This is a genomic window from Burkholderia seminalis, assembly GCF_001718535.1.
In the GTDB taxonomy this organism is placed as follows: Bacteria; Pseudomonadota; Gammaproteobacteria; order Burkholderiales; family Burkholderiaceae; genus Burkholderia; species Burkholderia seminalis.
This window is the reverse complement of record NZ_CP013399.1, coordinates 820,606-839,076: the sequence shown is the minus strand read 5'-3', so window position 1 is coordinate 839,076 and position 18,471 is coordinate 820,606. Positions and strand designations below refer to the sequence as shown.

At 68.0% G+C, this 18,471-nt stretch carries 16 protein-coding genes; 7 read left to right on the top strand and 9 right to left on the bottom strand.

What is annotated here, in order from left to right; all coding sequences use genetic code 11:
• Window positions 1-22: 22 nt before the first annotated feature.
• From WJ12_RS19530 to WJ12_RS19510, 5 genes are all read right to left on the bottom strand, one after another.
• Window positions 23-724 carry an ABC transporter ATP-binding protein gene (locus tag WJ12_RS19530; RefSeq protein ID WP_059562383.1) on the bottom strand — a complete coding sequence of 234 codons (702 nt, stop codon included), beginning with the start codon at window positions 722-724 and terminating at the stop codon, window positions 23-25.
• Window positions 721-1,488, bottom strand: coding sequence for an ABC transporter ATP-binding protein (locus WJ12_RS19525; protein ID WP_049034556.1), 768 nt, complete (start codon window positions 1,486-1,488; stop codon window positions 721-723). Before WJ12_RS19525 ends, WJ12_RS19530 begins: the two co-directional genes overlap by 4 nt.
• On the bottom strand, window positions 1,485-2,528 hold the full coding sequence (locus WJ12_RS19520; protein ID WP_059562380.1) for a branched-chain amino acid ABC transporter permease: 1,044 nt from the start codon (window positions 2,526-2,528) through the stop codon (window positions 1,485-1,487). Before WJ12_RS19520 ends, WJ12_RS19525 begins: the two co-directional genes overlap by 4 nt.
• Window positions 2,525-3,385: a branched-chain amino acid ABC transporter permease gene (locus WJ12_RS19515; protein WP_034191922.1), complete on the bottom strand. Its 861-nt coding sequence runs from the start codon at window positions 3,383-3,385 to the stop codon at window positions 2,525-2,527. The genes WJ12_RS19520 and WJ12_RS19515 overlap by 4 nt, the downstream gene beginning before the upstream one ends.
• A 70-nt stretch (window positions 3,386-3,455) precedes the next feature.
• The gene (locus WJ12_RS19510) at window positions 3,456-4,664 is read right to left on the bottom strand and encodes an ABC transporter substrate-binding protein (RefSeq protein ID WP_034191923.1); all 1,209 of its coding nucleotides are present in this window, start codon (window positions 4,662-4,664) and stop codon (window positions 3,456-3,458) included.
• Window positions 4,665-4,890: 226 nt separating this feature from the next.
• On the opposite strand from WJ12_RS19510, the gene WJ12_RS19505 reads away from it, so the two are divergent.
• Window positions 4,891-5,745: a FadR/GntR family transcriptional regulator gene (locus WJ12_RS19505; protein WP_034192037.1), complete on the top strand. Its 855-nt coding sequence runs from the start codon at window positions 4,891-4,893 to the stop codon at window positions 5,743-5,745.
• A gap of 171 nt (window positions 5,746-5,916) precedes the next feature.
• On the opposite strand, the gene WJ12_RS19500 is transcribed toward WJ12_RS19505, so the two are convergent.
• The 3 genes from WJ12_RS19500 to WJ12_RS19490 are packed head-to-tail and all read right to left on the bottom strand — an operon-like array spanning window position 5,917 to window position 10,226.
• Window positions 5,917-7,353 (bottom strand): aldehyde dehydrogenase family protein, encoded by a 1,437-nt coding sequence (locus tag WJ12_RS19500; protein WP_059562378.1) that lies wholly within the window; start codon window positions 7,351-7,353, stop codon window positions 5,917-5,919.
• Between the two features lie 33 nt (window positions 7,354-7,386).
• Window positions 7,387-8,784, bottom strand: coding sequence for an aspartate aminotransferase family protein (locus WJ12_RS19495; RefSeq protein WP_034191925.1), 1,398 nt, complete (start codon window positions 8,782-8,784; stop codon window positions 7,387-7,389).
• 50 nt (window positions 8,785-8,834) lie between these two features.
• Window positions 8,835-10,226: an APC family permease gene (locus WJ12_RS19490; RefSeq protein ID WP_049036710.1), complete on the bottom strand. Its 1,392-nt coding sequence runs from the start codon at window positions 10,224-10,226 to the stop codon at window positions 8,835-8,837.
• Between the two features lie 255 nt (window positions 10,227-10,481).
• Here WJ12_RS19490 and WJ12_RS19485 point away from each other — a divergent pair, with 255 nt between their 5' ends.
• Window positions 10,482-11,576 (top strand): AraC family transcriptional regulator, encoded by a 1,095-nt coding sequence (locus tag WJ12_RS19485; protein WP_059562375.1) that lies wholly within the window; start codon window positions 10,482-10,484, stop codon window positions 11,574-11,576.
• A 365-nt stretch (window positions 11,577-11,941) separates the two neighbouring features.
• Here WJ12_RS19485 and WJ12_RS19480 read toward each other — a convergent pair whose 3' ends face one another.
• The gene (locus WJ12_RS19480) at window positions 11,942-12,127 is read right to left on the bottom strand and encodes a hypothetical protein (protein WP_034191928.1); all 186 of its coding nucleotides are present in this window, start codon (window positions 12,125-12,127) and stop codon (window positions 11,942-11,944) included.
• On the opposite strand from WJ12_RS19480, the gene WJ12_RS19475 reads away from it, so the two are divergent.
• From WJ12_RS19475 to WJ12_RS19450, 5 genes are all read left to right on the top strand, one after another.
• A complete protein-coding gene (locus WJ12_RS19475) occupies window positions 12,126-12,842 on the top strand; it encodes an ABC transporter permease (RefSeq protein WP_034191929.1) in 717 nt (238 codons plus the stop codon). The genes WJ12_RS19480 and WJ12_RS19475 overlap by 2 nt on opposite strands.
• On the top strand, window positions 12,839-13,744 hold the full coding sequence (locus tag WJ12_RS19470) for a glycine betaine ABC transporter substrate-binding protein (RefSeq protein ID WP_059562372.1): 906 nt from the start codon (window positions 12,839-12,841) through the stop codon (window positions 13,742-13,744). The genes WJ12_RS19475 and WJ12_RS19470 overlap by 4 nt, the downstream gene beginning before the upstream one ends.
• A 10-nt stretch (window positions 13,745-13,754) precedes the next feature.
• The gene (locus tag WJ12_RS19465; RefSeq protein ID WP_049036718.1) at window positions 13,755-14,408 is read left to right on the top strand and encodes an ABC transporter permease; all 654 of its coding nucleotides are present in this window, start codon (window positions 13,755-13,757) and stop codon (window positions 14,406-14,408) included.
• Window positions 14,405-15,580, top strand: coding sequence for an osmoprotectant ABC transporter ATP-binding protein OsmV (locus tag WJ12_RS19460; protein WP_059562369.1), 1,176 nt, complete (start codon window positions 14,405-14,407; stop codon window positions 15,578-15,580). Before WJ12_RS19465 ends, WJ12_RS19460 begins: the two co-directional genes overlap by 4 nt.
• 391 nt (window positions 15,581-15,971) lie before the next feature.
• Window positions 15,972-18,407 (top strand): PEP-utilizing enzyme, encoded by a 2,436-nt coding sequence (locus tag WJ12_RS19450; protein WP_059562361.1) that lies wholly within the window; start codon window positions 15,972-15,974, stop codon window positions 18,405-18,407.
• Window positions 18,408-18,471: the final 64 nt, after the last annotated feature.

Genomic DNA, 18,471 nt, shown 5'->3' with positions numbered 1-18,471 from the left:
TCGCATTGAAAGGGTACGGCGTTCATGCGACGCCGACGCCCAGGTACCGGTCCTTCACGTCATGATCGGCCGCGAACGCGGCATTGCTGCCTTCGTAGACGATCACGCCCTGCTCGATCACGAAGTGGCGGTCCGCGAGCTGCGTGCACACTTCGAGGTTCTGTTCGACGAGCAGGATCGCGACGCCGGCGGCCTTGATCTGCTTCAACTGCTCGACGATCTCCTCGACGATCACCGGGGCGAGCCCCTCGACCGGCTCGTCGAGCATCAGCAGCCGCGGATGATTCATCAGCGCGCGGCCGATCGCGAGCATCTGCTGCTCGCCGCCCGACAACTGCCCGCCGCCGTTGCGGCGGCGCTCCTTCAGGCGCGGAAAGATCCGGTAGATGTCGTCGAGCTGCCACGGCGAATCGCGGCGCGCGCCGAGCCGCAGGTTTTCCTCGACCGACAGCAGCCGGAAAATGCCGCGATGCTCGGGCACGAAGCACAGGCCGCGCGCGGCGATCCGGTGCGCCGGCTGCCCGGACACCGGCCGGCCGTCGAACGTCACCGTGCCGGCGGTCGGCACGACGACGCCCGCGATCGTCTTGAGCGTCGTCGACTTGCCCGCGCCGTTGCGGCCGAGCAGCGTCACCGTCTCGCCTTCATTGACGTTCAGCGAAATACCCTGCAGCACGTGGCTCTTGCCGTAGCAGGCGTGCACGTCCTTCACGTCGAGCATCATGCGCGGCCTCCCGTGATCATGTTGCCGAGATAGGCGCTGCGCACGCGCGCGTCGCCGCGAATCGCATCGGGCTTGCCTTCGACCAGGACGCGCCCCTGCTGCATCACCGTGATCGTGTCCGAGATGTCCATCACGATGCCCATGTTGTGTTCGATCAGCACGACCGTGTAGTCGTCGCGCAGGCCGCGGATCAGTGCCTTCATGTCGTCGAGATCGTCGATCCCCATGCCCGACGTCGGCTCGTCGAGGAAAATCGCACGCGGCCGCGCCGCCAGCGCCATGCCGACCTCGAGCCGGCGCTGCTGGCCATGCGACAGCACGCCGGACGCGGTGTCGGCGAACCGCTGCAGGCCGAGCCGCTCGAGCACCTCGTCGACGATGCCGTCGTGCGCGAGCGCACCGCGCGGCGGCGCCCACGGATTCAGCGCGCGACGCGAATCGACGCCCTGCGCGGCAACCCGCAGGTTCTCGCGCACGCTCAGGTTCGGAAACAGGCTCGTCACCTGGAACGAGCGTGCAATCCCGCGCCGCACGCGCTTGTGATCGGGTTCGCGCGACACGTCGTGACCGTCGAACAGGATCGAGCCCGACGTGATCGGCAGCGTGCCCGTCAGCGTATGGAACAGCGTCGTCTTGCCTGCCCCGTTCGGGCCGATCACCGAATGCACGGTGCGCGGCATGATCCGCAGGTCGACCCCGCCCAGCGCGGTGAACTTGCCGTAGCGCTTGACGACGCCGCGCGCTTCGAGAATCGCTTCGCTCATGGCTGCTCCTTGACCGTGGCCGCAGTGCGATCGTTACGCCGCAGCGATGCGATGACGCGTTCGCCGAGCCCCCACAACCCGCGCTGCATGAACAGGCTGACCGCGATCAGCACGAGGCCGAGCAGCAGCAGCCAGCGCGGCCACAACGTCGACAGCCAGTCCGCGAACAACACGTAGAACGCCGCGCCGAGCACCGACGCGAACAGGTTGCCCGTGCCGCCGATCACCGTCATCACGAGGATCACCTCGCTCGTGTGGTAGTCGATGTTCGACAGCGGCGCGATGCCCGTCATCAATGCATGCAGCGCCCCCGCGAGGCCCGTGACCGCGCCCGAGATCACGAACGCCGCGAGCTTGAAGCGCTTCACGTCGTAGCCGGCCGCCGCCGCGCGCGCCTCGTTGTCGCGAATCGCGAGCAGCGTCCGGCCGAACACCGAGCGCGACACACGCAGCAGCAGCCAGAACACCGCGACGAACAGCACCGCGACGAAACCGTAGTAGCGCCACGGCGAATCGAGCACGACGAGCGGATGCCCGAACGCGGACAGCGCGGGGCGCGGGATGTCGAGCAGCCCGTTGTCGCCGCCCGTCACATCCGGCGTCGTATACGCGAGGAAGTAGAACAACTGTCCGAACGCAAGCGTCAGCATCACGAAATAGGTGCCGCGCTGCCGGATCGAGAACCAGCCGACCAGCGCGGCCGCGACGGCGCCGAGCACCGCGGCCGCGGCCAGCGCGGCCGTCACCGACTCGACGCCGCGCGTCAGCACCAGCCCCGCCGTGTAACTGCCGAGCCCGAAGAAGATGCCCTGCCCGAACGACAACAGCCCCGTATAGCCGAGCAGCAGGTTGCAGCCGAGCGCGGCAAGCGCGAACACCAGCACTTCGGTCGCGAGCGACCCCGAACTCAACACGAGCGGCAGCACGCACGCGGCGATCACCGCCAGCCAGCCTTCCGGCCGCTGCAGCATGCCGCGCCACGGCTGCGGGCGTTGCGACGCCGCCGCGCCCGGCGGCAGCGGTTTCGACGACTGGATCATGCGGCCCTCCCCAGCAAACCGTTCGGACGCAACAGCAGCACGGCCGCCATCGCGACATAAATCATCAACCGCGCGCCTTCCGGCCACAGCGTGCTCATCAGGCTCTGCACGATGCCGACCAGCAGCCCGCCGACCAGCGCGCCGAGAAAATTCCCCATCCCGCCGACGACGACCACGACGAACGCGACGCCGAGCGCCTCGATACCCATGAACGGATCGACGCCGCGGATCGGTGCGGCGAGCACGCCGGCCAGCGCGGCCGTCGCCGCACCGAGCGCGAACACGAGGCTGAACACGCGCGTCACGTTGATGCCGAGCAGCGACACCATCTCCGTCGACTCGCTGCCCGCGCGCACCGTGCTGCCGAGCCGCGTGCCTTCGAGCACCCACCACAGCAACGCGGCGAGCACGGCCGTGAACCCGATCACGAACAGCCGGTACTTCGGGTAGACGAAGCCGCCCCAGATCACGACGCCGTTCAGCGCGTCGGGCGGCGGCACGTTGTCGCCGAGCGGCCCCCACGCGAGGATCGCGCACTCCTGCAGCACGAGCGCGAGCCCGACGGTCGCGAGGATGTGGAATTCGTGCTGCTGCGCGTACACATGGCGCAGCACGAGTTTTTCGACGCCCCACGCGAACGCGCCGACGACGAGCGGCACGATCGCGAGCGCGACCCAGAAATTCGCCGACCATTGCAGCGCCTGGTAGCAGAGATACGCACCGAGCAGGTAGAACGCACCGTGAGCGAAATTCACGAAGCGCAGCAGGCCGAACACGATCGACAGGCCGACGGCGAGCAGGAAATACAGCATGCCCACGCCGATGCCGTTGACGATCTGCAGCAGATAGACGTTCATGGCTTCCGTGTCGGAAAGGAAGGTAACGGACGCCCGCGGCGCACGAGGCGCCGCGAACGCATGCACTGCGTCACGCGAGCTTGCAGCCCGTCTTGTCGACCGGCAGGAACGACTGGCCCGAGCTGACGATGTCGGCATAGTCGTCCGCGTTCTTCATCCGGCTCTTCGGCTTGCCTTTCAGCAGGTAGTAGTTCTTCAGGACCTGGTGATCGCCCTTGCGGATTTCCTCCGGCCCCGTGAGGCCGTCGTACTTCATCCCTTCCATCGCCGCGACGACCTTCTTCGGATCGGCGCTGCCGGCCTTCACCATCGCGTCGATCAGGATCTTCGTGCAGATGTACGAACCCGCGAGGCTGTAGTTCGGGTTCGCCTTGAACGCGTCATTCGCGCGCTTCACGAGATCGCGGTTCAGCGGCGCATCGATGCCGTGCCAGTACTGCGCGCCGAAATACACGCCGTCGCAGATGTCCGGACCGAGCGCCTCGAACTGCTCGAGGCCCGATGCCCACGCAAGCAGGATCGTGCAGTTGCGCTTCATCCCGAAGCTGACGGCCTGGCGCAGCGTGTCCGACGATTGCGAGCCGAAGTTCAGGATCAGCAGCACGTCGGGCTGCGCGGCCGCCGCATTCGTCAGATAACCGCTGAACTCCTTTTCGGCGAGCGAGTGGTAGCTGTTGCCGACGTGCTCGATGCCCTTCTCCTTGAAGATCGCCTTCGCGGCCGACAGCAGGCCGTCGCCGAACACGTATTGCGGCGTGATCGTGTACCAGCGCTTCGCCTTCGGCAGCATCTGGACCAGCGGGCGCACCGTCTGCTCGATCGCGCCGAAGGTCGGCACCGACCAGCGGAAGGTCGCCGCGTTGCAATCCTTGCCGGTGATCTCGTCCGCGCCGGCCGTCGTGATGAACACGCCGCCCGCCTTCTGGACTTCCTTGCCCATCGCCAGCGATTCGGACGACAGGATGCCGCCCGCGAAGAAACGCACGCCCTTCTGCTGCGCGATCTCCTGCACGCGCCGCACGGCGGTCGCGGGCTTGCCCTCGGTGTCGAGCGACGTATAGGCGAGCGGCGCGCCGAGCACCTTGCCGTATTGCTTGACGGCCAGTTGCATGCCGAGATCGGCGTACTTGCCGTTGGCCGCGAACGGGCCGGACATCGGCACCGGGCACGCAAGCTGGATGGGCGAGCCCTGCGCGAACGCGACACGGGACGACATGCTGCCGAGCGCGCCCGGCACGGCCGACAGCGCGGCCAGTTTCAACAGTTCTCGGCGATTCAAGTTGACGCTCCTGATAAAGGGGGACACACGATGCGACCGACTGCCAAACCGTACCCACGCCCTGCAGGATGCGCGTCGCCGGTTGATCCTATTTATCATGATAAATAGAATGAACCTGATGCTAGAGTTGATCAAAATTGGTGTCAATCAGGCAAAATTCCGTACCCGCGCCGGGACCGATCGTCGACGATGACGCGGCGCGCAGTCAGACAAAGGAGTCGTGAAGATGGTCATGGACCGAGCCAGGGCGGGCCTCGCGGTCGAAATCAAGCAGCCGAAGCGGGCCGATCTCGTCGCCGAGGAGATCAAGCGGCTGATCACCGAGAAGGACCTGAAGCCCGGTGACCGCCTGCCGCGCGAGGCCGAGCTGCAGCAGCTCTATGCGGTGAGCAAGAGCACGATCCGCGAGGCGCTGAAGTCGCTCGAGGTGCAGGGGCTCATCAAGGTCACGACGGGGCCGTCGGGCGGCGGGATGGTCGTCGAGGTGCCGCTCGACCGCACGCTGCAGCTCCTGCAGAACTACCTGTTCTTCAAGGACGTGTCGATCGACGACATCTATACGGTGCGCAAGCTGCTCGAACCCGAGCTGGCCGCCGGCGCCGTACCGCACCTGACGGAGCGCGACTTCGCGGCGCTGGAAGCGAACATCGCGTGCTGCGACGGCGGCTCGGGCGTGCACGATCGCGGCCACATGCTGCGCCAGCGGCAGGAGGACACGACGTTCCACGACATCCTTGCGGCCGCGAATCCGAATCCGTTCCTGCGCTTCAGCTGCGAACTGATCAACGAGATGATCCGGCAGTTGATCGAGTTCCGGAACGATACGCCGCTCGTCGAGCACAAGCGCTTCGGCGAGGCGAACGTGTCGATTCACAAGGCGATCCTGCAGGCCGCGCGCGAGCGCGACGTCGAGCGCGTCCGCGCGCTGATGGTCGAGCACATGACCGAGGCGCCCAAGCATGTGAAGCGGATGAAGGGCAAGCTGCGCGGGCGGTTGATCCTCGATTCCGAGATTCGCCGGCGCGCCGCCGCTCCCGTTGCGGGCGCCGATGCGGCCGTGGCCGATCCCGAAGACCGCTGAGCGGCGGCACACGCGGCGTGGAATCAAGGCCGACCGCTTCGTGGCGGCCCGGGGACTGCTGCCGCACCCGCGGCGGGCGGTGACGTGACGTTCCGATCGAACGCCAGGCGAGGCGCCGCCATCGGCGGGAACCGGTTCGCCGCCCCGGTCCCCAGGGCGATCAGGGCATCATCACGCGCTGCCGTCCGTGTACCCCGTCGTCCCCTTCGTTTCCAGATACTCGACGAGGCCGAACTCCGCATACTCGCGCCCGTTGCCCGAACGCTTGTAACCGCCGAACGGCGCGGCCGGATTCCACGCCGGGTAGTTGATGTGAACGTTGCCGACCCGCAACCTCGCCGCGACGCGACGTGCGCGATCGAGATCCTTCGACTGCACGTAGGCCGCGAGCCCGTACACCGAATCGTTCGCGAGCGCGATCGCTTCTTCCTCGGTCCGGTAGGTCATGATCGACAGCACCGGCCCGAAGATTTCCTCGGTCGCGATCGTCATGTCCGGCGTGACGTTCGAGAATACCGTCGGCCGCACGTAGAAGCCGTCGCCTAACCCTTCCGGCCGGCCGGGACCGCCGGCGACGAGCGTCGCGCCTTCGTCGATCCCGAGCCGGATGAAGTGCTGGATGCGGTCGAACTGCGTGCGGCTGACGACCGGGCCGATGCCCGTTTCCGTCGAACGCGGATCGCCGACGACGGTACGCTCCGCTTCGCGCCGCGCCGCCTGCTCGGCCAGCGCCAGGTGATCCGCATGCACGAGCATGCGCGTCGGCGCATTGCACGACTGGCCGCTGTTGCTGAAGCAGCTGCGCGCGCCGCGCGTGACGGCATCCTCGATGTCGGCATCCGGCAGGATCAGGTTCGGGCTCTTGCTGCCGAGCTCCTGGTGCACGCGCTTCACGGTATCGGCGGCCGCCTTCGCGACCTCGACACCCGCGCGCGTCGAGCCCGTGAACGACACCATGTCGACATCCGGATGTCGCGACAACGCATCGCCCACTTCATGCCCGTAGCCGTGCACGAGGTTGAACACGCCGTGCGGCACGCCGGCCTCGTGCAGGATTTCCGCGAACAGGATCGCGCTGAACGGCGCGACCTCGCTCGGCTTGAGCACCATCGTGCAGCCGGCGGCGAGCGCCGGTGCGACCTTGCACACGATCTGGTTGATCGGCCAGTTCCACGGCGTGATCAGCGCGCACACGCCGATCGGCTCGTGCGACACCAGCAGCGAACCGGTCTGCGTGCTGAAGCGGAAGGACTGCAGCGCGCGGATCGTCTGTTCCAGGTGCGCGGTGCCGACCGCGGCCTGCGCCGCGCGCGCAAACGCGATCGGCGCGCCCATTTCCCGGCTGATCGTCCGTGCGACCTCTTCGTAGCGGCGCTGGTAGATCTCGAGCACGCGCCGCAACAGCGCGACACGCTCGTCCACCAGCCAGCGCGAATACGTGTCGAAGGCCCGTTTCGCCGCGCCGATCGCGCGATCGACGTCGGCCGCGGCGCCGATCCTGAGCTGCGCATAGGGCCGCGCGGTGGCCGGATCGATCACGTCGATCGACCGGGCGTCGGCCGGATCGAGCCACTGGCCGTCGATATAGGACTGTTGTGACGTTCGCATCGGTTGCTCCTTCTGAAATGAACGACGCCGCGCTCAGCGCGTCGCCCGGGCATGGGTGTCGGCGAGGATGTCGCGGATCTGCGCGACGAACCACACGATCTCGTCGCGCGACATCACGAGCGGCGGCGAGAACTGCACGATCGGCGTGCCTTCGTGATCGACGCCCGCGCGGCACAGCAGCCCCGCGTCGAAGATCGCGGGCGCGAGCATCGTCGACACGAACGCCTGCGCGCTGATACCGGCCGCCCAGCGGCGCGCGGCCTTGTCCGTCACGAGTTCGAGCGAGTAGTGGTAGCCGTCGCCGCGCACGTCGCCGACGCACGGCAGTTCGAGCAGCCCGTCGAGCGTCTGGCGGAATACGGCTTCGTTGTCGCGGACGTTCTCGAGCACCCCTTCACGCGCCATGATCGCGAGGTTCGCGAGCGCGGCCGTGCAGGCGACCGGATGGCCGCCGTACGTCGCGCCGTGCAGGAACATCTGCTGCGGCCCGTCGAGCACCGTGTCGACCACGGCGTCGCTCGCGATCACGCCGCCGAGCGGCACGTAGCCCGACGCGATGCCTTTCGCGAACGTGATGATGTCCGGCTTCAGCCCGTAGCGCGCCGACCCGAAGTATTCGCCGAGCCGGCCGAACCCGCAGATCACCTCGTCCGCGACGAGCAGCACGCCGTGCCGGTCGCAGATGTCGCGCAGCCCGGCCGCATAGCCAGCCGGCGGCGTCAGGCTGCCGCCCGCGTTCTGCAGCGGCTCGACGACGAGCGCGGCGACGGTATCCGGCCCCTCCTGCACGATCAGCGATTCGATCTCGTCGAGCAGATGGCGTGTGAACTGCGCTTCCGTCTCGCCCGCCGGGCGGCCGTAGCGCTTCGTGTTGCTCACGTGCCGCACGCCCGACATCAACGGTTCGAAGTGCTTGCGGAAATTCGTCATCCCGTTCAGCGCGAGCGCGCCGAACGACGTGCCGTGATACGCGACGCGCCGCGCGATGAACTTGCGCCGCTGCGGTTCGCCGCGCGACTGGTGATACTGGCGCACCAGCTTGATCGCCGATTCGTTCGACTCCGAGCCGCTCGACGTGAAGAACACGCGGTTCAGGCCCTCGGGCGCGAGCGCCGCGAGCTGGTGCGCGAGCCGGATCGCCGGTTCGTGGCCATAACCCCAGTTGGTCGCGAACGGCAGCCGGACCATCTGCTCGCGGATCGCATCGCCGATCTCCGCACCGTGGCTGTAGCCGACCTGCACGCAGTACAGCCCGGCCAGCCCGTCGAAATAACGCTTGCCGTGGCGATCGACGAGCCAGCAGCCTTCGCCGCGGTCGAACACGGTGAGCGCGTTCTCGCGGTACGCATCGGCATGCGTGAAATGCATCAGCAGGTGGCGCTTGCCGAGCGCCTGCAGGTCCGCACCGGGATTGACGTCAACAGCGTTCATGGGTCACTCCTCCTTCAGGGTTTCAGAACCGGCGACATGCCGCCGGTCATTCAATGCATCGACAGCGTCGGCGCCGGGCGCGTGAAGCCGCGCGTGAGCCACACGAGCTGGCAGAGGCCGAGCACGAGCCAGCCGAAGCCGACGTAGAACGTCTGGCGCGACAGTCCCGACCAGAGCCATACATTCATCGCGAAGCCGATCGCCGGCATCGCGCCGAACGTGATCCAGCCCGCGACATGACGGTGCCCGCGCTGGCCCAGGTAGCTGCGCATCACGCACAGGTTCACGACCGCGAACGCGACGAGCGCACCGAAACTGATCATCGTCGACGCGAGGTCGAGCGTGACGAACAGCGCGGACAGCGACACGACGCCGACCGCGAGCGTCGCGCGCACCGGCGTATGCAGCCGCGCATGCAGGTGGCCGAACACGCATTCGGGCAGCACGCGATCGCGGCCCATCGCGAACAGCACGCGCGTCACGCTCGCCTGCCCGGCCATCGCGCTCGCGAAGCACCCCGCCACGTACACCGCGACGAAGAACGCCGACAGCGTGCCGCCGCCAATGCGCCGCATCAATTCGAAGCTGGCCGAATCGAGATCCTTGAACGCGTGCCAGTCGGGAAACACTACTTGCCCGGCATACGCGATCAGCATGAACAGCAGGCCGCTCGCGAGCGTGCAGAGCAGGATCGCGCGCGGCACCGTGCGCCGCGGCTCGCGCGTCTCTTCCGACAGCGTGGTGACCGCATCGAAACCGAGAAACGACAGGCACAGGATCGCGGCGCCCGCGAAGATCGCGCGCGCATCGCCCGACGACGGCAACGCGACGGTCATCGACAGCCCTTCGCCGGCCGCGACGCGCGCCGACGCGACGACGAAGATCGCGATGAACACGAACTGGCTCGCGATCAGGATCAGGTTCACGCGGTTGACGAGCCGGATCCCGACGATATTCAGCCCGGTGACCAGCGCGATGCTGCCGACGATCCATACGCTGGCCGGCACGCCGGGGAAAATCTGCTTCATGTAGATGCCGATCGCGAGGTAGCTGATCATCGGGATGAACAGGTAGTCCATCAGCAACGCCCAGCCGACCATGAAGCCGGCCGAGGTGCCGAAGTTGCGGCTCGCGAACGTGTACGCGGAACCGGCGCTCGGCATCAGCCGCGCCATGTGGCCGTAGCTGCGCGCGGTGAACAGCATCGCGACCAGCGTGACCGCATAGGCGGCCGTCAGATGCCCGTTCGTCTCGCTTGTGACGAGGCCGTAGGTCGTGAACACCGTCATCGGCAGCATGTACGCGAGGCCGAAGATCACCAGCGTCGAGAGGCCGAGCAGACGCGGCGTGCGGCGCTCGTCCGGGTCGCCTCGATGCGCGCTCGCGCCGACGTCGTGCGTCGCGGCGGCCGATACGGTTCGGCCTGGCCTGTCGTTGTCCATGCTGTCCTCACGTGGGTGGGTGGCGTTCATGACTTCAACTCTCGATCGCCCGGCGCCGACGGCGGCGCGCGATCGGAAGAAAGTGTGGTGCGCCAAAAAATCCCGGACGAATGAGAAATACGGACGTAATCGGGGGATATTTCAGGACACGGTGTCACGCATCGCATCGTCCGGCCATGCATGCTGCTGTGCCGCACTGGCATTTTTCGGACATTCCGGCTATGTTCCGTGCACGCCCGTCACCGTATCGGCACCATGGACAGCCGCTCCCAACGCAACCAGAGCCGGGCCGAGCGCAGCCTGCGCACATCGCTCGGCCTCGCCCGCCCGGCCGGACGCCAGGAAGATATTCCGGCCACCGTTCACGCGATCGCGGTCGCGCTGGACGAGTGCCGCGTGCGGCACATCGACGGCGCCGCGCTGCTCGAAGGCACGGGGCTCGGCGCGGACGAGGTCGCGTCGCCGAACCTGCACGTGAATCGCGGCCAGGAGCAGCGCTGCTTCCGCAACCTGCTGCGCTGCAGCGGCGTACCGTCGATCGGGCTGTCGATCGGCGCGCGGCTGCACGTGTCGACGCTCGGTCTCGCCGGCTACGCGATGCTGATCAGCGGCTCCGTGACCCAGGCGTTCCGCTGCATGGGCCAGTTCCCGCTGTTCATGGGGCTGTATTTCGACGTGCGCGTCGACGCGCACGCCGGCGGCATGAGCGTGACCATCAGCCGCTACAACGGCGAACCCGATCTCGAGGTATTCCAGGTCGACATGTGCCTGTCGAGCCTGCGGCTGATCGTGTCCGATCTCGTCGGCAAGCCGGTATGGCCGGAACAGTTGCAGCTCGCGCGCCGCACGCCGCGCAATGCAGCCGACTACGCACGCCACTTCGGCTGCCCGGTCGCGTTCAATGCGGCCGACAACCGTCTCGTGTTCACGTCGGTGAACGGCACGGAAACGCCGCGTCTCGCGAACGAAGTCAGCTTCAATGCGCTGCACGGCCAGTGCGAGGTGCTCGAACGGCAGTGGGCCGCGTCGGTCGGCACGCGCTTCGCCGATCGGGCGAAGGAGCTGATGGCGCGCGACCTCGTGCGTTTCAAGTCGATGACGGCGCTCGCGAATGCGCTGCACCTGACGGAGCGCACGCTGCGCCGACGGCTCGACAAGGACGGCATCACGTTCCAGTCGCTGCTCGATGAAGTCCGTCACGACGAAGCCGTGCGGATGCTCGACGACCACACGCTGACGGTCGCGGTGATCGCCGAACGGCTCGGCTACAGCGAGCCGCGCAGCTTCCGTCACGCGTACCGGCGCTGGACCGGCAAGACGCCGCGCGCGGACGTCGGTATCGACATGTAACGTCGATCGCGCATGCCGATTCCGAACGGCGCCCCCGCCTGTTAGTTTGGAATTCGAATCATTTCCACGAAAGCCGCCGACGGCGTCCGGCTCGACGCCGCCGCACGACCGCGTGCCGTGCCCAAGCTGGACGCGCTCATTCGATTGCTCTATACTCGCTCCAACTTCATCACAAAACGCATGATCTCGTGCGCAACGTGATGTCATTTCGCACTTTGTTGCGCATGCATCCGTTTCGCCACGTCAAAGGGGCCACCGGCCCCAGCGGTCGGCGCCAAGCCGCCCGCATCCATGCCGTCTTCGCAGGACGGTGCCCTGCTCGAACGCGCCTTGCCGTTACGGCGCCGCCGGGCTGAACCTGACAATCAGACGAACGCAACATCGCGTTCACCCGACCGCCAGCCGCACTTCGGTGCAGCCGGCAGCACTGTTTCCGTCAGTTCAATCGCGGCCATGCCGGGATCACGAACTTCCATCGCGACGCCATCCGGCGTCATCGCGGCGCGTGCCTGCGCGCGTGCCGCATCGGGATCGAGGAGGGGTATCTTCATGACTCGACGCACTGTCCAGCTGGTGGGCAGCCTGGTAGCCATCATCGCGGTCGGATGGGCGCTGGCGCGCGGCATCGGCGCCGACACGTTCCGCCAGCGCGCGGACGATCTCGCGTACTACGCGGGCCAGCACATGCTGCTGGTCGTCTACTCGATGACGCTCGCGATCGTCGTCGGCGTACCGGCCGGCGTGCTGCTGAGCCGGCCGCGGTTTCAGCACCGGGCCGAGCGCTTCATGCAGGTCTTCAACATCGGCAACACGGTCCCGTCGCTCGCGGTGCTGGCCATCGCACTCGGCATCTTCGGCATCGGCGACGTACCTGCGATCATCGCGCTGTTCCTCGCATCGCTGCTGCCCATCACGCGCAATGCCTATGAAGGCATGAAGAACGTGCCGGCCGCGCTGCGCGAAGCGGCCAAGGGCATCGGCATGACGGGCTGGCAATCGCTCGCCCGCGTCGAACTGCCCCATGCGGTGCCGATCATCGTCGGCGGCGTGCGCACCGCGCTCGCGATCAACGTCGGCACGGCGCCGCTCGCGTACCTGATCGGCGCGGACAGCCTCGGCTCGCTGATCTTCCCCGGCATCTATCTCGACAACCAGCCGCTGCTGCTGCTCGGCGCGTCGCTCACCGCGATCCTCGCGCTCGTGCTGGACGGCATCGTCGCAACCGGCAGCCGCCGCTGGCTCGCGCGCCACGGAGGTGCCGCATGATGCGCCCGCTTCGATCGATCGCCCGCCTGTGCGCCGCCCTGGCCGTGTGCATGGCCGCCGGCACACCGGCATTCGCCGCCAAGCTCGTGCTCGGCGCGAAGAACTTCACCGAGCAATACGTCCTCGCGGAAATCACGTCGCAATACCTGCGCTCGCGCGGCTACGACGTGGAAGTCCGCGCGGGGCTCGGCAGCACGCTCACGCGCAGCGCGCTGGAAAACGGCCAGTTCGACCTGATGTGGGATTACACGGGCACCGCCGCGCTCGTCTACAACAAGATCCAGGACAAGCTCTCGCCCGAGGAGATGTACCGGCGGGTCAAGGCGCTCGACGTACCGCGCGGGCTCGTGTGGCTCGACGCGTCGCCGCTCAACGACACCTACGCGATCGGCCTGCCGAGCCAGCTCGCGCAGGCCACCGGCATCCGCACCGTGTCGCAGCTCGCCGAGCACCTGAAGACCGATCCGGCCGCGAAGCACTACGTGTTCGGCATGGATGCGGAATTCGCGAACCGTCCGGACGGCCTGAAGCCGCTGCTCGCCGCGTACGGCATGCAGTTCAGCCGCGCGCAGTTGAAGCAGATGGATCCGGGGCTCGTCTACACGGCGCTGCACAACAACCAGCTGAAGATCGGCCTCGTCTACACGACCGACGGCCGCGTGAAGGGCTTCGGCATCGTGCCGCTCGAGGACGACAGGCATTTCTTCCCGCCGTACAACGCGACGCCCGTGGTGCGCAAGGACACGCTCGAGCGCAATCCGGGACTCGCGACGCAGCTCGACGCGCTGTCCGCCGCGCTCGACAACGACGCGATGCAGGCCATGGCCAAGGCCGTCGACCTCGACGGCAAATCGCCGCGTGACGTCGCCGACGCGTTCCTGCGCACGCATCCGCTACCTTGAAGGAGACCCGATGAGCGTATTCGACTATCTCGCTTCGAGCTGGCCCGAGCTGTTGCAGCTCACGCTGCAACACATGTGGCTCGTCGCGATCGCCGTGGGCTGCGCGATCGTCGCGGGCGTACCGCTCGGCATCCTCATCAATCGCCACGAATGGCTCGCCGGGCCGCTGCTCGGCATCGCCACGATCGTGCTCACGCTGCCGTCCATCGCGCTGTTCGGCCTGATGATCCCGTTCTTCTCGCGCTTCGGCCAGGGCATCGGCGCCGCGCCCGCGATCACGGCCGTGTTCCTCTATTCGCTGCTGCCGATCATGCGCAACACCTACCTCGCGCTGCGCAACGTGGATGCGGGCATCAAGGAAGCCGGCACCGGCATCGGCATGACCGCGTGGCAGCGCCTGCGTCTCGTCGAGCTGCCGCTGGCGGTGCCCGTGATTCTCGCGGGCGTGCGCACCGCGGTCGTGATGAACATCGGCGTGATGACGATCGCCGCCGTGGTGGGCGCGGGCGGGCTCGGCACGCTGATCCTGCGCGCCATCGGACAGAGCAGCATGATGAAACTGCTGGTGGGCGCGGTGCTCGTGAGCCTGCTCGCGATCGTCGCCGACCGGCTGCTGCAGAGGCTGCAGCGGGCATTGACACCGAAGGGAGTGCAGAAGACATGATCGAACTCGACCAACTGACCAAGACCTTCACGCGCAAGGACGGCCAGACCGTACGCGCGGTCGACTCCGTGAGCCTGTCGGTGCCCGAGGGGGAAATCTGCGTGTTCCTCGGCCCGTCGGGCTGCGGCAAGACGACCACGCTCAAGATGATCAACCGGCTGATCGCCGCGACATCGGGCCGCGTGCTCATCAACGGTGAAGATACGGCGCAGCTCGACGAAGTCGACCTGCGGCGCCACATCGGCTACGTGATCCAGCAGATCGGGCTGTTCCCGAACATGACGATCGAAGAGAACATCACCGTCGTGCCGCGCCTGCTCGGCTGGGACAAGAAGCGCTGCGCCGAACGCGCACGCGAGCTGATGTCGATGGTCGCGCTCGACCCGAAGCTGTACCTGAAACGCTATCCGCGCGAGCTGTCGGGCGGGCAGCAGCAGCGTATCGGCGTGATTCGCGCGCTGGCCGCCGATCCGCCCGTGCTGCTGATGGACGAACCGTTCGGCGCGGTCGATCCGATCAATCGCGAGTCGATCCAGAACGAGTTCTTCCAGATGCAGCGGCAACTGAACAAGACCGTGATCATGGTGAGCCACGATATCGACGAAGCGATCAAGCTGGGTGACCGCATCGCGGTGTTCCGGCGCGGCCAGCTCGTTCAGTACGATCACCCCGACACGCTGCTCGCACGCCCGCGCGACGAATTCGTCGCGCAGTTCGTCGGCCAGGACAGCACGCTCAAGCGCCTGCTGCTCGTGAAGGCCGGCGACGCGGCCACGCAACCCGACACCGCGCGCGTCGATACGCCGCTCGCGCACGCACTCGCGGTGATGGACGAAGCCGACTGCCGCTACCTGACCGTGCTCGACGACGCGGGCCGCGCGCTCGGCTACGTGACGCGCCGCGCGGCGCGCGGCGACGGCGGCACATGCGGCGAACGCGTGACGCCGTTCCCGGCCGGTGTCTCGGCCGACGACAACCTGCGCATCGTGCTGTCGAAGATGTACCAGTACAGCGTGTCGTGGATGCCCGTGCTCGACCCGGACGGCGTGTGGCTCGGCGAGGTCACGCAGGACTCGATCGCCGCGTACCTGAGTTCGGGCCGATCGCGCCGGCAAACGGGGCAGCCGCCGGGCAGCCCGGTCGATCGGGTTGAGGCGGCCGCGCCGCATTGATGCATCGTCCTCGTCACGCCGGTGCGCGATCGGCGTGACGCCGTTCTTGACCAACACACCGTGGGCGACGAGCGCAATCGATCCCGCCGCACCCCGGCTTCCTGTCACTGTCTTCCGTTGAATCCTGCCTGGCGGATTCCAGTGGCTTGATCCTGCGTTCCGCGCTCGCCCGACAAACGCGCAGCGAAAAATCCGGCCCCGGCAATCAAGCGCGAATCGCACGGAATCGACTCGCGTAAAATGCCCGCAACCATCCATCCGAGCGGGCCGCCCTTCCACTCCACTCGCATCGGCATAACACCCATACCAACGAGAGCCGTGGCATCCGCCGACGTCGCCGCCCCGATCGGGGCGACCGCGACCGCGACGATCGTCGACCGGCGAAGCATCGATGAGCAAACCGATCCTGTACCTTCTCGCCGGCAACGGCAGCGCGGCCGACTGGTGGGACGATGCGCTGCCCCACTTCCGGCGCTACCGGCCGGTGCCGCTGGAACTGCCGGGCTTCGGCGATCATCCCGCGCCGCCGTGCGAGGATCTCGCCGCGTACGCGCAGGCGCTGCTGGACGTCACCGAACCGGGCCACGCGATCATGGCGGTCGGCGTGAACGCGCTGCTGGTGCTGCACGCGTTGCAACGGCGCCCCGGCCACTTCGGCCGCAGCGTGTTGCTCGCGCCCGTCGGCGCATTCCTGTGGGAACGTCGGCTGCCGAAACTGATGGCGCCGAAACCGCTGCGCAAGACGATCCACTGGCTGCTCGCGCACCATCCGACGCTGTTCGCACGCCAGTTCTCGAACCAGACCTGGACGCCCGCGCAATATCGCCGCATGGGCGCCGGCTACGCGCGCTGCCGCGCGTTCCTGCCGCACTGGGATCTCGTGCGCGCCGATACCGCGCTGCCGCTGCTCGAGTGGGTCACCGACCGCATCGAGCTCGTATGGGGCGACCAGGATGCCGTGCTCGGCGTGCGCCAGGCCGCCGCGTGGTCGGCGATCCTCGCGCGCGCCGACCTCACCGTCACGCTGCAGCGCGGCTGGGGACACTATCCGTGGATCGATGCGCCGGCCGCGTTCGCGCAGTGGCTCGAAGCCGGCGACACGGGTTTCGTCGCGCACACGAAGGGCGGACGTCTGGCACTCGCCGCGATGGCCGGCCTGCCGGTGCCGCCCGCCTTGTCGCTGACCCGCGCCGACGATCCGCGCCTGCCCGCCTTTCTCGCGAGCCAGCCCGGCGCCGAGTGGGCGGTCCGCTCGTCGAGCCACGGCGAGGACCAGGCCGACGCAGCCAACGCCGGCCTGCACACGACGTTCCTGCGCGTGCCGGCATCGGATGCCGCCGCACGCGTGGCTGAACTGCTCGACGGCGGCCTCGAGGAAGCGGTCGTGCAGCGCTTCGTCGCGCCCGTGCTGTCCGGCATCGCGTTCGTGCGCCATCTGTCGGTGGAAGTCGAATGGGTGGAAGGCCACCTCGAAACGCTCGCCGACGGACAGGCAAGCCCGCGGCGCGCGATCCTGTCGCGGCTTGGCGAGCCGTGGCGGCGCGGCACGTTCGCGGCCGCGCACGGCCTGACCTCGCAACGGCTGTGGACGTTCCTGCAACGCGTGCTGCGCGCGTTCCACTACGTACCCGGCGATGTCGAATGGGCATGGGACGGCACGCAGCTGTGGCTCCTGCAATACCGCCCGATCAGCAGCTACGGCTGGCACCGGCACCTGACCTCGGCCAACATCGCCGAGATCCTGCCGCCGCAGCCGAGCCGGCTCGTCGAATATGCGCAACGGCGCGCGGCCGGCAGCATCCCGGCCATCATGGCGCGCTGGGATGCGCGCGTGCTGCGCGACAACGAGCCGTTCACCGCGCTGTACGGCGGCGCGTCGTACATCAACAACGACCTGTTCCTCGCGCGTCTCGCGGACTGGGGCGTGTCCGCCGCGAACTACAGCGGCGAGATCGGCGGCGCGACGCCGCCGCTGCGCTGGCGTCCGCTGCGCCTGCTGCGCGCACTGCCGGTGTTCTGGCGCATGCAGCGCGTCGCGCGCGGGCACCTGCCGACGCTCGCGCGCGGCCTGCAGCGCTTCGACCGGGAACTCGCGACGCTCGTCGAACGGCGCGCGGACGGCCAGCAACTGGCCGACTGGTTCACGCGCTTCTACGTATTCGTCGTGCAGGGCAACCTGTGCATCGCGTCATCGCTCGCCAGCAGCGGCGGCACACTGTGGGGACGTCCGCCGACCGCCTATGGCCAGCTCGACGACAGCCCGCACCGCTTGCCGTGGGAAACCGATCCGGGCACCGCGCGGCCCGCGGCCGCCGACCTGCCACTGCAGCCCTTCCCCGCCTGGCCGCTGCCGGTCCGCGTGCTGCACGCGCTCGGCGCGCCCGGCATGCGCGGCTGGTATCTGCAGGTACGCGAGTGGTATCGCGACAACCTGATGCGCGTGTTCTTCCGCCTGCATCACGCGATGCCGGCCGCCGACCGCGACACCTGGTTCGCGCCGCATCCCGAACGCCGCGACCGCAACGGCAGCTTCTGGCAGGACGGCGGCGAAGGCACCGACGAGGCAGCCGGCTTCATGATCTATCCGGGCCACGCGCAGGGCGTGCTCGGCCGCGACATCCTGCTCGAAGACGCGCTCGACCCGGGCCGGCACGCGCAGTACCAGGCCGCCCGCGCGGTGATCGCGCGCATGGGCGGCCGGCTGTCGCACGGCGCAACGCTGCTGCGCGAACTGCGCAAGCCGTCGGCCGTGCTGCCGCGCGTCGATGCGGCGTGGATCGGACGCGAAGTGCGGCTCAGCGACGGCCGGCTGACGCTGGCCGACTGAGCGGCCGGCGGCGTGTTGAAGGGGGTACCCCGGATCGCTACACTGGTCCGGCGAATCCCGGAGA